Origin of the sequence: Rhizobium sp. Root491 (assembly GCF_001427205.1) — a bacterium.
GTDB lineage: Bacteria > Pseudomonadota > Alphaproteobacteria > Rhizobiales > Rhizobiaceae > Agrobacterium > Agrobacterium tumefaciens.
In genome coordinates, this window is record NZ_LMFF01000001.1 from 1,198,930 (window position 1) to 1,211,907 (window position 12,978).

Sequence of the window (12,978 nt, forward strand, 5' to 3'; positions counted from 1 at the left end):
AGACCCATGACCAAGATTTTCGCTCGCTTCCTGAAGGATGAGTCCGGCGCCACGGCAATTGAATACGGCCTGATTGCTGCGCTTATTTCTGTTGCCATCATCGGCGGCGCATCGTCGCTGGGTTCCAAAATCGGACTCCAGTTCACGAACCTCGCGACTTACCTCAACTTGACCGCGAAGACATCGTGATTATACGCACCAAAGCATATGCCACCCCGTAAACGGGGTGGCATTTTTATAACAATCTTCCGTCAACTTCGAAGAGATAAAAATGGCAGTTGCGGCAATTTTTCTTATACTGCCTCTCTGCTTGGTGTTCGCTGCCATCAATGACGTAGCGAGCATGACCATACCCAACAGAATACCGCTTATATTGCTGCTTTCCTTCATTGTGGTTGCGCCATTTACGGGTATGGAGTGGCAAACCTTCGCAATGAGCATTGCAGCCGCCGCAGCCGTTTTTTTTGCCTGTTTTGCGCTCTTCGCTGCCAATGTCATGGGCGGTGGGGATGCCAAACTTCTCACAGCTGCCGCTGTCTGGTACGGTTTCAATGCCTCCCTAATAGAGTTTCTGCTTGCGGTCACCTTCATCGGCGGCGTGTTGACGCTTGGAATCCTGCTTTTGCGATCGCGCTCGCAGGAAATCATGGCGGCCGGCATTCCCATTCCGGATTCCTTGCTGGTTGCGAAGAAAATCCCCTATGGCATAGGCATCGCTATTGCCGGACTTTTGACCTATGGCGAAACACCGCTTGTAAAAGCCGCCATCGCAAGTCTTTCCTGAGAAATCTGCGTTCACTGCAGGTTAAAGGCCTGTTAACCAGAAATCCAAGCATAATATTAACCATAATTATACCAATGACCGGCCATCCTGACGGGATAAGAATCTGATTCCCTCAAGGATCGAGCATGAAACCGTCGCGTATCGTCATTCTGTCCGTTGCCCTGGTCGCCGCCGGTCTTGCCGGCATCGTTGCCATGCAGATTTCCGGCGCGAAGCAGGTCATCGAAAAAGCCGAAACGATCATAGAGAAGGAACCGACGGTTAACGTTCTCGTTTCCTCGGTCAACCTACCCGTTGGCAGCCGCCTGAACGATAGTTCGGTACACTGGACGCCCTGGCCCACTGGTAACGTCATCGACAGCTTCATAACGGAAGCGAAAAACCCCAACGCCATAACCGAACTATCCGGCACTGTCGTGCGGCTGCCTTTGTTTCAGGGCGAGCCGGTACGGCCTGAAAAAGTGGTCGATTCCAGCACCCGCATCATGTCCTCGCTTTTGCCGGCCGGCAAACGCGCCGTCGCCACGGAAATTTCCGTCTCGACAGGTGCTGGCGGTTTCGTGCTGCCGAATGACCGAGTCGATGTCATCATGGTCCGCAAGGGCGATTCAGGTCATTTTTTAACTGAAAATGTTTTGAACAATGTCCGTGTTCTGGCGATCGACCAGCAGATCAAGGAAGGCGAGGACGGCACCTCAGCCGTCGTGGGTGCAACCGCAACGCTCGAACTCACACCCGAACAGGCCAAAATCATCACCGTGGCGCAACAGATGGCGGATCGCCTTACGCTGGCTTTGCGCTCAGTCGCCGATGCGCAGGAAAACGACACGCTTTCAGCAGGTTACCTTCTCAACGGCGGCTCCGGGCAGCCGGAGATTCAGGTGATCAAATCCGGTTCGATCGTCAAAGCCGGACAAGGAGCATCGCAATGACCGGGAGTTCCATGGCAAAGCGCATTAAACAACACCTGCGTTCCTCAATGGCGGGCAGCCTTGCATTTTGCTTGGCTTTTTCAGGTTTTCCGGGTCAGCACTCACCCGCGTTTTTGCGTATCAGCGAAGCCGAGGCTCAAAGCGCGAGCATCGTGCGGATCACCGAAAGCGGTAGTGGCATTCGCAAGCGCCTGAAGCTCGGTCTCAACAAGGCACTGGTCATCGATCTGCCGGAGGATGCCCATGATATTCTCGTCGCCGATCCGAGCCTTGCCGATGCCGTAACCCGTACGTCCAAGCGCATCTATCTGTTCGGAAAAACGGTGGGCCAGACCAATATCTTCATTTTCGGAGATGGCGGGCGCGAAATCGTCAGTCTTGATCTTGAGGTCGAGCGCGATATCTCTGGGCTTGAGGCCAATATCCGCCGTTTCATTCCCGAATCGGACATCAAGGTAGAGATCGTTTCGGACAACATCGTTCTCACTGGATCAGTGCGCACGCCGCAGGATTCTGCACGCGCCGTCCAGCTTGCCGAAGCATTTCTGAAAGGCGGCGAAGCCACCACCCGCAACATATCGCTGACGGGCGGTAACAATGGCGGTGACGCGGCGATATTTGCCGAAAACCGCCAGACATCGCAGATCGTCAATATGCTGACGATTGAGGGCGAAGATCAGGTGACGCTGAAAGTCACCGTTGCTGAAGTTAGCCGGCAGGTGCTGAAACAGCTTGGCTTCAATGGTTCCATCAGCAGCTCGACAAGCAATAACGGTTTCGAATTTTCAAATCCGTCCAATCTCGGAAATGCAATTAGCGGTGCGTCGCGAATAGCCAGTGGCGCGATTGGCTCCGGCTCGCTCAACTTTGCTTCCTATCTCAACGCCATGGAACAGGCGGGTGTCGTGCGCACTCTGGCCGAACCAAGTCTTACCGCCATCTCCGGCGAACAGGCCAAGTTCTACGTGGGGGGCGATTTCCGTCTGCCTGCAGAGCAGGAAGTTACCATCGACAAGGATACGGGCCAGCCAACCATAACGCGTACCACCAACACGGTCGACTACGGCATCACGTTGAACTTCAGGCCCGTCGTGCTTTCACCGGGACGGATCAGCCTTAAAATCGAGACCAATGTTTCCGAGCCGACATATGAAGGCAACGTTGTAACCGGAAATGCGGGCCGCACCATCCCAGGCTCCACCTACATGTCGATCCGCAAACGTGAAACCTCGACAACAGTCGAACTTCCATCCGGCGGCTCGATTGTGATCGCAGGTCTGGTCCAGGACAATATTCGCCAGGCCATGTCTGGACTTCCCGGCATTTCCAAAGTCCCGATCTTCGGCACGCTTTTCCGCAGCAAGGATTTCATCCGCAACGAGACAGAGCTTGTCATCATAGCAACGCCCTATCTGGTACGTCCCGTTGCGCGCAACCAGATCGCCCGGCCGGATGACAACTTCAACCCGGAAAACGATGCCGCCATGTATTTCATGAACCGTGTCAACAAGGTCTATGGCCGAAAGGACCAGGTTCAGGCGGCTCCCTATCAGGGATCAGTGGGGTTCATCTACAAATGACGACACGCGCACGAAATCCCCTTTTCACAGCAAGCCCGGTCCGGGCAGGAAACGCCATGCAGGAAAACCCGTCCTCCTTTTCCTCAAGCCTGCCGGGCAGACGGGCAGGTCTCGTCGCCATGGTAGCGCTTGCCGCCGGCCTGTTGCAGGGTTGCGCACGCGACCCAATGACGACCAACGCCATTCCCGACGACTACCGCACGCGCCATCCGATCACCCTGTCGGAAGCCGAGCATTCGCTGGATATTCCGGTATCAGCAGGCGATAGCCGGCTGACCACGGCAATGGCGGATAATGTCCGTGGTTTCGCCCAGAATTACGCCTCGATGTCGACCGGTATCGTCAATATCCAGATGCCATCGGGATCAGCCAACTCGGCAGCGGCTTCAAAAATGGCGAGACAAATCCGCTCCGCACTTTCCGGCGCTGGTGTGCCTTCTGGCAAGATCATGGAAACACGTTACGCTGCATCCCCGAATGGCGACGCCGCCCCCATTCGACTGAGTTATGTGGCCGTTACCGCCATGACCGGGCAATGCGGCCAATGGCCCGAAGACCTTTCCGACAATACCTTTGCCAACAAGAACTGGTACAATTTCGGATGTGCCTCCCAGAGCAATCTCGCGGCACAGGTTGCCAACCCCATGGATCTGGTTGGCCCGCGTGGCATGAGTCCGATCGACGCGGAGCGCCGAGCGGTGGTGATTGACGCCTATCGCAGCGGCAAAAACACGGCGACGCCAAATTGACGCGGTTCCAACAATTGTCAGGGCAGGAAAGACAATGAGCGCTGTAGAATACGATATCAAGTCAAGCGGCGACGCGGAAGCCGAACAGCCGGCGCCGCGTGCCTCGGATATGGATCGCCTGCGGCCCCTGCCCCGCATATCCGTCCATGCCTTTTGCGTCAGCGAAAACATGCAGCGCGTGATGGATGCCTTGTCCAGTGACAGGCGGATGAGCAAGGTCACCCTGCGGGTAACCAAGGGCGACATCAACGCGGCGGCGACGATGTTTTCCGCCTCACCAACGCCCAACCTCATCGTTCTCGAAACAGCAAGCTCACCGACTTCTCTGCTGGATGATCTCGCTCCTCTGGCGGAGGTCTGCGACCCCACCACCCGTGTCATCATCGTTGGCCGGCACAACGACATAACGCTTTATCGCGATCTCATCCGCAACGGCATTTCCGAATATCTCGTCGCACCGATCAACATGGCCGATCTATTGGCCTCGATCGCGACGATCTTCGTTGACCCGGAAGCGGAGCCGCTCGGTCGCAACATAGCCTTTATCGGTGCCAAAGGCGGGGTGGGCTCGTCGACGATCGCGCATAATTGCGCCTTCGGCATCTCTACCCTCTTCTCCACCGAAACCATTCTGGCGGATATGGATCTTGCCTATGGCACGGCCAACATCGATTTCGATCAGGATCCCGCTCAGGGCATGGCGGAAGCGGTGTTTTCGCCGGAACGGCTGGACGAGGTGTTCCTCGACCGTCTGCTGACGAAATGTTCCGACCACCTCTCACTTTTGGCCGCACCCTCTCTCCTCGACAGGACCTATGATTTCGATCGTCAGGCGTTTCTGCCGATTCTTGAGGTCTTGCAGCGCAGTGCGCCCGTCGCCGTTCTCGACCTTCCCCATCAATGGTGTGACTGGACGCGGGCGGTGCTTGCGGAAGCCGACGAGGTGGTCATTACGGCGGTTCCGGATCTCGCAAACCTGCGCAATACGAAGAACCTGTTCGACGCGCTGATAAAACTGAGACCCAACGACAAGTTACCGCATCTCGTTCTCAATCAGGTCGGCATGCCGAAACGCCCGGAGATCGCCCCTGCGGATTTTCTCGATCCACTGGAAATCGAGCCGGTCGCCATCATTCCGTTCGACACCCAGCTGTTCGGAAATGCCGCCAACAGCGGTCGCATGATCAGCGAGATGGACGAAAAATCCCAGATCGCGGAAACGTTCTCGCAAATTGCCCATACCATTACAGGCCGTACCATTCTGCGCAAAAACAAGCGCGGCGGTCTGGACAAGCTCAAGAATATTCTCAAGCGCAAATAGGCTCCCTTTCTGGGCCTTTAGACGGAAACGCCAATGTTCGGAAAACGCGGGCCAGAAGGCCCAGCCAGAACCATAAAGCCGGATTTTGTCGCGCCTGCCATACAGCAGGTGAAGGCAACACCTGAGCCGCGATCTCTGGCGATCGACACTTTGGAGCCCGGCCAATCGCCTGCAACGCGGCAGGCACAATCTCCCATGCAATCGCCGCAGAAAAAGCGTGCCCGCACGGAAGATTATTACAATACTAAGGGCCAGGTCTTTTCCGCGCTCATCGATACGATCGACCTTTCGCAGCTCGCCAAGCTCGACGCGGAGAGCGCACGCGAGGAAATTCGTGATATCGTCAACGACATCATCACGATAAAGAATTTCGCCATGTCCATCGCCGAGCAGGAAGAGCTGCTCGAAGACATTTGCAACGACGTTCTTGGTTATGGGCCGCTGGAGCCGCTTCTCGCACGCGATGATATTGCCGATATCATGGTCAACGGTTCCGGCCAGACCTTCATCGAAGTCGGCGGCAAGACCATCGAATCCGACATACGGTTCCGTGACAATAGTCAATTGCTTTCCATCTGCCAGCGCATCGTCAGCCAGGTCGGCCGACGCGTGGACGAATCGAGCCCGATATGCGACGCCCGCTTACCCGATGGATCGCGTGTCAACGTCATCGCACCACCGCTCGCCATCGATGGTCCGGCGCTTACGATCCGAAAATTCAAGAAGGACAAGCTCACGCTAGACCAGCTGGTGCGTTTCGGCGCGATCACGCCTGAAGGCGCGACCCTGCTCAAGATCATCGGCCGCGTCCGCTGCAATGTCGTCATCTCTGGTGGTACCGGCTCGGGCAAGACCACGCTTCTCAATTGCCTGACGAGCTTCATCGACAAGGATGAACGCGTCATCACCTGTGAGGACACCGCCGAACTGCAACTGCAGCAACCGCATGTGGTGAGGCTGGAAACGCGCCCGCCGAATATCGAAGGTGAAGGCGAGATCACCATGCGTGATCTGATCAAGAACTGCCTTCGTATGCGGCCTGAACGTATCATCGTCGGCGAAGTGCGTGGACCGGAGGTTTTCGACCTTCTTCAGGCGATGAACACCGGCCATGACGGATCGATGGGGACGCTCCACGCCAATACGCCGCGGGAATGCCTCAGCCGTATCGAATCGATGATCGCCATGGGCGGGTTTACCCTGCCGGCAAAGACGGTACGCGAAATCATCTCGGGCTCTATCGATATCGTCATTCAGGCCCAGCGCCTTCGCGACGGCTCACGCCGAATAACGCAGATCACCGAAGTGATCGGCATGGAAGGCGACGTCATCGTGACCCAGGATCTGATGCGATACGAAATAGACGGCGAAGACGCGCATGGCAAGCTGATCGGCAAGCACGTCTCCACGGGCATCAGCAAACCCCATTTCTGGGATCGCGCGCGCTATTATGGCGAGGAAAAACGCCTGGCCACCGCGCTCGACGAGATGGAAAAGACATCCTAGAGCAAGTCTTGTTTAAACGGAATTGTCTGACGTGCTCTAACTCTTTGTTTCTACGCATTTTCCGGACGGAAAACCACGACGCAATTTTACTGGAAATGCTCTAAGGAAGGCGACTGCCATGGACCCCACAATCCTGTTACTGGCCGCACTTGTCGCTATTTCGGCAGGGGCGCTTGCTTATGCCTTCCTCTTCCAGCAGATCGAGGTCGAGAAAAAGACCACTAGTCGCGTCAAGCGGGTCAAGGCCGCCGAAACGGATCACGCAAACATCAAGGCCGCGCGGGACCGGGTCCAGGAACTTGGCAAACGCCGCAAGTCCATGCAGGACAGCCTGCGGGAAATGGAAAAGAAACAAAGCGAAAAGGCAAAGAAAGCAAAGAATGTCGGTTTGCGCGAAAAGCTGGTTCAGGCGGGACTGCAACTTTCTGTCCGGCAGTTCCACCTTCTGAGCGCAGGCGCGGCTGCTTTCTCCGTCGTCATTGCGCTTCTTTATGGCCTGTCGATGCTTATCGCTCTGCTCATAGGAGCCGTTGTGGCCCTGGGACTGCCGCGATGGGTATTGGGATTTATACTCAAGCGCCGGCAGAAAAAATTCCTCGAGGAATTCCCAAATGCGCTGGATGTCATGTGCCGGTCGATCAAATCCGGATTGCCGCTCAACGACGCCGTGCGACTGATCGCGTCGGACGGACAGGAACCGGTGAAGACGGAGTTCCAGCGCGTCATCGACGCGCTACAGGTCGGCATCGGCATTCCGCAGGGGATCGAGCGCATGATGCTGACCGTGCCGCTTTTCGAAGTGAGCTTCTTCAGCACCGTCATCAACATTCAGGCGCAGGCGGGCGGCAATCTTTCGGAGGCTCTTTCCAACCTTTCGAAAGTTCTGCGTGAACGCAGGAAAATGCGTGCCAAAGTCAACGCGTTATCGATGGAGGCGAAGGCGTCGGCAGTTATTATTGGCGCGCTGCCTTTCATCGTCATGCTGCTGGTGCATTTCACCTCGCCCGACTATCTGTCGGTGCTCTTCACCGACATGCGTGGGCACATCATTCTGGGGGTGTCGGCATTATGGATGCTGATCGGGATTTTCATCATGCGCCAAATGATCAATTTCGACATATGAGGGCACGACCATGACAGGAAGCCTCTTTTCCAGCCTGACGGACCCGCAAACGATCATTGCCATTCTCGTCACCCTTGCGGTTTTCGCGACCCTCTATACGCTCATCATGCCACTCTTTGAGCGAAAAGACTTCGCCAAGCGCATGAAAGCCGTGTCATCGGAGCGCGATCTCATTCGCAGCCGCGAGCGTGAGCGCCTCGCCGCCGCCACTAGGGACGGCAAGGCCTCCCTGCGTGGCAATAATAATAAATCGGCGCGCCGCATCGTCGAAAAATTCAACCTTCAGGAAGCGCTTGCCGACAAGAACACGATGAACAAGCTGCGCGCTGCGGGTTTTCGTTCACAGAATGCGCTCAACACATTTCTTGCCGCCCGGTTCGTGCTGCCATTCGTTTTTCTGGCCCTGGCCTTTACCTGGGTTTTCGTTCTCGGAAACCTCGCCGATAAGGCTTTCGTCGTCCGGCTGATGGCAGTGCTCATTTTCGGTTATCTGGGTTTTTACGCACCCAATATCTATGTTTCCAACGCCATGAACAAGCGGCAGGCCTCCATCAGGCGCGCTTGGCCGGATGCGCTGGATCTGATGCTGATCTGCATCGAATCCGGTGTGTCCATGGAGGCCGCCATGCGTCGTGTTGCGGAAGAAATGGGTGAGCAGTCGCCCGAACTGGCGGAGGAAATGATGCTGACGACAGCGGAGCTTTCCTTCCTTCAGGACCGGCGCATCGCACTTGAGAATTTTGGCATGCGCACGCAGCTGGACGGCGTCAAAAGCGTGGTGCAAGCGCTTATCCAGGCGGAACGATACGGCACGCCATTGGCTCAGGCGTTGCGCGTTCTGGCCCAAGAAGGCCGCGACGAGCGGATGAACGAAGCCGAAAAGAAGGCCGCCGCCCTGCCGCCAAAGCTGACCGTGCCGATGATCATATTTTTCCTGCCGGTGCTCATCGCAGTCGTTCTCGGACCAGCCGGCATTCGCGTCGCCGATACGTTCTGAGACGCTAAACGCGCCCGCCCTATAGGCGGTAGCGCGTGATGAGGCGGAGCTGTGAAATTATCTGCGATCTGGCATTGATGGACGTGCCTGAACCCGCATCAGCCTGCTGGCTTGTTGTCCTTCTTCGCCAGTTGCTGCCAGGAATTCTGCTGCGATAGCATTGCACGCAGATAACCGAGATTTGCCTGCGCCTGCTGTGGCGAAAGTTCCTGAACCGCGATGCGCTCAGCCTCGGCAAACCGTCCCTGAAGACCCACCACGAGCGCGAGGTTCTGGCGAACGCGGCTGTCGGCGCCCGGCTGGGCGATGGCCGATTGCAGATATGTCTCGGCGGTACGGGGATCGCTCGACAGGACATAGGACATGCCAAGGTTCGAGAGCACACTTGGATCGCTCGGTTTGAGATCGAGTGCCTGCCTGTATTTGGTGCGGGCATCGTTCGACCTGCCAAGCTGGTCGAGCACGGCACCTTCGGCAGAATACAGCCGCCAGTCTGGACGATCAGGCGTCTGTGCTCTCTGGATGGTTGAAAGGGCCTGTTCGAGCTGGCCTGATGCTGCCTGCGCCTTGCCATAGGCGGCAAGCACCTCGCGGTCGGCCGGATTGGCGATGGCGATCTGCTGCATGACCGCGAGCGCCTGCGTGTTCTTGCCGGTCATCATCAGCACGTTGGCATAATTCATGCCGACGGACCTGTCCTTGGGGCTGCGTTCATAGGCCTTGCCGGCCGTCTCTTCCGCCTGCCGGAGCTGGTCCATGTTCATGTGGTCATAGGAGCGTGTGGCCGCAGGAATGGAGCCGGTGGACATGCGATCCGGCTTGTTGGTACTCGCGCATCCGGAAACGGCGAAAACCAGCGCTGCGAGACATGCTCCCCGCAGTAAGCCTGTCCGACCTGTCTCGCTCAAAGAAAAAGCAGTCATGGCAGTGCCCCCGCCCAAGAATTATCGATCTTGCGCCCGACATACGACAGACTCACATGACGCAACTTTCGCTTAAGCAATAATCTGTTAACCCTAACAGAGCGTTAATCGCACCGATTCTCGACAGTTACGAAAGCAGACCATGGCGCCCTATCAGTTCATCGAACGCCCGACACCTTTCAGCTCCAAGGCTGGCAGCACCCTGCCGGTTTTCGCCGTGACGCCAGCCCATATCGAACAGGGTGCCATCGATCCTGTTGCTCTGGACTGGGCGAAAAAAGCGGGTTTCAAGGCCGAAGCAGGCGCCGTATTGCTTGTTCCCTCTTCCGATGGTTCGCTGGGTGGCGTTCTTCTCGGCCTTGGCGGCAATCCCTCCGAAATCCCGTTCATAACCGGAAAACTGGCCCGCGAGCTGCCCGAAGGCGAGTGGCATATTGAAACCGCGCCATTGACGGCCAATCGGCTGGCTCTCGGTTTCGGCCTCGGCAGCTACCGCTTCGACAAATACAAGACAACCAAAACCAGCGGGGCAAAGCTTCTCATTCCGCAGGATGCCGAAGATGGTGAGATCAAGCGCGTTCTGGCCGGCGTCTTCCTCGCCCGCGATCTCATCAATGTTCCGGCCAACGATATGGGACCGGACGAGCTTGAGATCGCCTTCCGCAGCCTTGCCGCACACTACAAGGCAAAGGTGGGCGTCATTACCGGCGACGATCTGCTGAAGGAAAACTTCCCGCTCATCCACGCCGTCGGCCGCGCCAGCGAAAGCGCACCGCGCCTTCTGGAAATGAACTGGGGCAAGAAGGGAAATCCCCGCCTGACCCTCGTTGGCAAGGGTGTCTGCTTCGATACTGGTGGTCTCGATATCAAGCCAGCCGCCTCCATGGCGCTGATGAAGAAGGACATGGGTGGTGCGGCCAATGTTCTCGGTCTCGCGCTGATGATCATGGACGCGAAACTGCCGGTCAATCTTCGCGTCCTGGTGCCCGCCGTCGAGAACTCCATTTCCGCCAACGCCTTCCGTCCCGGTGACATCTACAGGAGCCGCAAGGGCCTGACGGTACAGATCGACAATACGGATGCGGAAGGCCGTCTCGTTCTGGCCGATGCGCTGGCCTATGCAGACGAGGATGCGCCGGACCTGATGATTGACATGGCAACGCTCACGGGTGCCGCCCGCGTTGCTCTCGGCCCGGACCTGCCGCCCTTCTATACCGATGACGACGATCTGGCCCACGATATCGCGGAAGCAAGCATCGATACCGACGATCCCCTGTGGCGCATGCCACTCTACATGGGGTACGACAAGGATATCCGCTCACGCGCGGCCGATATCACCAACGCGCCATCAGGCGGCATGGCAGGATCGATCACCGCCGCTTTGTTCCTGAAGCGTTTCGTCACCAATACGAAAAAATGGGCACATTTCGATATTTACGGCTGGTCCTTGAGCGAAAGGCACCATTCATCGATCGGCGGCGAGGCTCAAGGTATCAGAGCACTCTTCCATTACATCACACACCAGTTTGCGAAGTAAATCGGTACCACGGTTGATCTGACTTGCCCACGGGCGCTTCGTTAAGCGGAGCGCCCGGCCTTAATCAAACCAGAACCTTCTGTTCCTTGAGATCTTCCTCACCAAAGAACTTCAGATAACGCTCCACCTCGGATCGTTCGCCTGTCGCTTTTTGCGGATTATCGGAGAGTTTCACGGCTGGCCGACCATTGGCGTCGCTGACCTTGCAGACAATGGAAATCGGCTTCAAGCTGGCGATGGTCTTCGGCGCGCAACCGGCGAAATCATTGGTCAGATTGGTGCCCCAGCCGAAGCTCATGCGCACCCGACCTTCGAAATGCCTGTATGTATCAACGATGGCATCGACATCGAGACCATCTGAGAAAATCAGCATCTTCTTGCGGGGGTCACGGCCCATCTTCTGCCACCACTCGATGATCTTTTCCCCGCCTTCGATCGGCGGCGCGCTGTCGGGACGAAAGCCCGTCCAGTCCGCCACCCATTCCGGCGCATTGCGCAGGAAGGCCGCCGTGCCAAAAGCATCGGGCAGCACGATCAGCAGGTTGCCGCCGTAAAGCCGGTTCCAGTCCTTCAGAACCTGATAGGGCGCTGCGGCCAATTCCTCGTTGGTCTGCGCCAGCGCTGCAACCACCATCGGCAATTCATGCGCATTGGTGCCGACGGCCTCGAGGTCGGAATCCATGGCGAGAAGGACATTGCTCGTGCCGGTGAAGGCAGGGCCAATGCCTTCCTTCAACGCCTCGACGCACCAGCGCTGCCACAGAAAACTGTGGCGGCGGCGGGTGCCGAAATCGGAAATGCGCAGGCCCGGCAGTTCCCGCAACCGTTCGACCTTTTCCCACATCTTGGCCTTTGCACGGGCGTAGAGAACATCCAGCGTGAAATAACCAAGCGAGCGCATTGCGCTGCGCGAGCGTAGCTCATTGATGATCGCCAGCGCCGGGATTTCCCAGAGTGTCGTATCCATCCAGCGGCCGTGGAAATTCAGCTCATATTGCCCGTCTCGCTTGAAAAGCTCGTATTCCGGCAGCTGGTAGCTCGAAAGCCAGGAGAGGAATTCCGGCTCGAAGATTTGCGAGCGGCCGTAGAAGGTGTTACCCGCAAGCCAGATGTTCTCCTTCTTGGAGAGGCGCAGGGTACGCGCGTGATCGAGCTGCTCGCGCAGTTCCATCTCGTCGATCTCTTCCGCCAACCGCACCGTCTTCGTGCGGTTGATGAGCGAAAACGTCGCGTCGACTTCCGGATAGAGTTTCCAGATCATCTGCAACATCAGCAGCTTGTAGAAATCCGTATCGATCAGGCTGCGGACGATCGGATCGAGTTTCCAGGTGTGATTGTGGACACGGGTTGCTATATCGGTCTTCGTCATGCTTGCATTCCCCAGCATCGGCCCAGAACATCGGCAGGGCCGACGTCACCCCGCACCTCGACAGGTATTATCAACCTGTCATGTCAAAGATTTATCTGAAAAAGCAACAACAAGTCCAGAGTGCGGGCGGCGCAAACGCCGCTTTAAGTCATATTAC

The 12,978-nt window shown here is 57.0% G+C and carries 12 protein-coding genes; 10 read left to right on the forward strand and 2 right to left on the reverse strand.

What is annotated here, in order from left to right:
* Positions 1 to 6: 6 nt before the first annotated feature.
* From ASD46_RS05980 to ASD46_RS06020, 9 genes are all read left to right on the forward strand, one after another.
* Positions 7 to 189 carry a Flp family type IVb pilin gene (locus ASD46_RS05980; RefSeq protein WP_003514568.1) on the forward strand — a complete coding sequence of 61 codons (183 nt, stop codon included), beginning with the start codon at positions 7 to 9 and terminating at the stop codon, positions 187 to 189.
* An 82-nt stretch (positions 190 to 271) separates the two neighbouring features.
* The gene (locus ASD46_RS05985; RefSeq protein WP_025592141.1) at positions 272 to 784 is read left to right on the forward strand and encodes a prepilin peptidase; all 513 of its coding nucleotides are present in this window, start codon (positions 272 to 274) and stop codon (positions 782 to 784) included.
* Between the two features lie 125 nt (positions 785 to 909).
* On the forward strand, positions 910 to 1,716 hold the full coding sequence (gene cpaB, locus ASD46_RS05990) for a Flp pilus assembly protein CpaB (protein WP_025592139.1): 807 nt from the start codon (positions 910 to 912) through the stop codon (positions 1,714 to 1,716).
* A complete protein-coding gene (locus ASD46_RS05995) occupies positions 1,713 to 3,296 on the forward strand; it encodes a type II and III secretion system protein family protein (protein ID WP_025592137.1) in 1,584 nt (527 codons plus the stop codon). The genes cpaB and ASD46_RS05995 overlap by 4 nt, the downstream gene beginning before the upstream one ends.
* Before the next feature lie 56 nt (positions 3,297 to 3,352).
* Positions 3,353 to 4,045, forward strand: a complete 693-nt coding sequence (locus ASD46_RS06000; RefSeq protein ID WP_003514564.1) for a CpaD family pilus assembly protein — start codon at positions 3,353 to 3,355, stop codon at positions 4,043 to 4,045.
* A gap of 34 nt (positions 4,046 to 4,079) precedes the next feature.
* Entirely contained in the window at positions 4,080 to 5,366 is a 1,287-nt protein-coding gene (locus ASD46_RS06005) for an AAA family ATPase (RefSeq protein WP_025592135.1), read from the forward strand.
* A 33-nt stretch (positions 5,367 to 5,399) separates the two neighbouring features.
* The gene (locus ASD46_RS06010; RefSeq protein WP_025592133.1) at positions 5,400 to 6,872 is read left to right on the forward strand and encodes a CpaF family protein; all 1,473 of its coding nucleotides are present in this window, start codon (positions 5,400 to 5,402) and stop codon (positions 6,870 to 6,872) included.
* A 118-nt stretch (positions 6,873 to 6,990) separates the two neighbouring features.
* Complete coding sequence (locus ASD46_RS06015) at positions 6,991 to 7,995, forward strand: type II secretion system F family protein (protein ID WP_025592131.1); 1,005 nt, start codon at positions 6,991 to 6,993, stop codon at positions 7,993 to 7,995.
* Positions 7,996 to 8,005: 10 nt separating this feature from the next.
* A complete protein-coding gene (locus tag ASD46_RS06020) occupies positions 8,006 to 8,992 on the forward strand; it encodes a type II secretion system F family protein (RefSeq protein ID WP_003514557.1) in 987 nt (328 codons plus the stop codon).
* 98 nt (positions 8,993 to 9,090) lie between these two features.
* On the opposite strand, the gene ASD46_RS06025 is transcribed toward ASD46_RS06020, so the two are convergent.
* Positions 9,091 to 9,915, reverse strand: coding sequence for a tetratricopeptide repeat protein (locus ASD46_RS06025; RefSeq protein ID WP_025592129.1), 825 nt, complete (start codon positions 9,913 to 9,915; stop codon positions 9,091 to 9,093).
* Positions 9,916 to 10,057: 142 nt separating this feature from the next.
* Between ASD46_RS06025 and ASD46_RS06030 the strand changes: the two genes are divergently transcribed.
* On the forward strand, positions 10,058 to 11,452 hold the full coding sequence (locus ASD46_RS06030) for a leucyl aminopeptidase (protein ID WP_013635292.1): 1,395 nt from the start codon (positions 10,058 to 10,060) through the stop codon (positions 11,450 to 11,452).
* Between the two features lie 64 nt (positions 11,453 to 11,516).
* On the opposite strand, the gene pncB is transcribed toward ASD46_RS06030, so the two are convergent.
* The gene (gene pncB, locus ASD46_RS06035; RefSeq protein WP_003514549.1) at positions 11,517 to 12,821 is read right to left on the reverse strand and encodes a nicotinate phosphoribosyltransferase; all 1,305 of its coding nucleotides are present in this window, start codon (positions 12,819 to 12,821) and stop codon (positions 11,517 to 11,519) included.
* Between the last annotated feature and the right edge of the window lie 157 nt (positions 12,822 to 12,978).

Excerpts from the sequence above, each read along its gene's own strand:
- ASD46_RS05980 (WP_003514568.1), top strand. The coding sequence starts at position 7 with ATGACCAAGATTTTCGCTCGCTTCCTGAAGGATGAGTCCGGCGCCACG.
- ASD46_RS05985 (WP_025592141.1), top strand. The coding sequence starts at position 272 with ATGGCAGTTGCGGCAATTTTTCTTATACTGCCTCTCTGCTTGGTGTTC.
- cpaB (WP_025592139.1), top strand. The coding sequence starts at position 910 with ATGAAACCGTCGCGTATCGTCATTCTGTCCGTTGCCCTGGTCGCCGCC.
- ASD46_RS05995 (WP_025592137.1), top strand. The coding sequence starts at position 1,713 with ATGACCGGGAGTTCCATGGCAAAGCGCATTAAACAACACCTGCGTTCC.
- ASD46_RS06000 (WP_003514564.1), top strand. The coding sequence starts at position 3,353 with ATGCAGGAAAACCCGTCCTCCTTTTCCTCAAGCCTGCCGGGCAGACGG.
- ASD46_RS06005 (WP_025592135.1), top strand. The coding sequence starts at position 4,080 with ATGAGCGCTGTAGAATACGATATCAAGTCAAGCGGCGACGCGGAAGCC.
- ASD46_RS06010 (WP_025592133.1), top strand. The coding sequence starts at position 5,400 with ATGTTCGGAAAACGCGGGCCAGAAGGCCCAGCCAGAACCATAAAGCCG.
- ASD46_RS06015 (WP_025592131.1), top strand. The coding sequence starts at position 6,991 with ATGGACCCCACAATCCTGTTACTGGCCGCACTTGTCGCTATTTCGGCA.
- ASD46_RS06020 (WP_003514557.1), top strand. The coding sequence starts at position 8,006 with ATGACAGGAAGCCTCTTTTCCAGCCTGACGGACCCGCAAACGATCATT.
- ASD46_RS06025 (WP_025592129.1), bottom strand. The coding sequence starts at position 9,915 with ATGACTGCTTTTTCTTTGAGCGAGACAGGTCGGACAGGCTTACTGCGG.
- ASD46_RS06030 (WP_013635292.1), top strand. The coding sequence starts at position 10,058 with ATGGCGCCCTATCAGTTCATCGAACGCCCGACACCTTTCAGCTCCAAG.
- pncB (WP_003514549.1), bottom strand. The coding sequence starts at position 12,821 with ATGACGAAGACCGATATAGCAACCCGTGTCCACAATCACACCTGGAAA.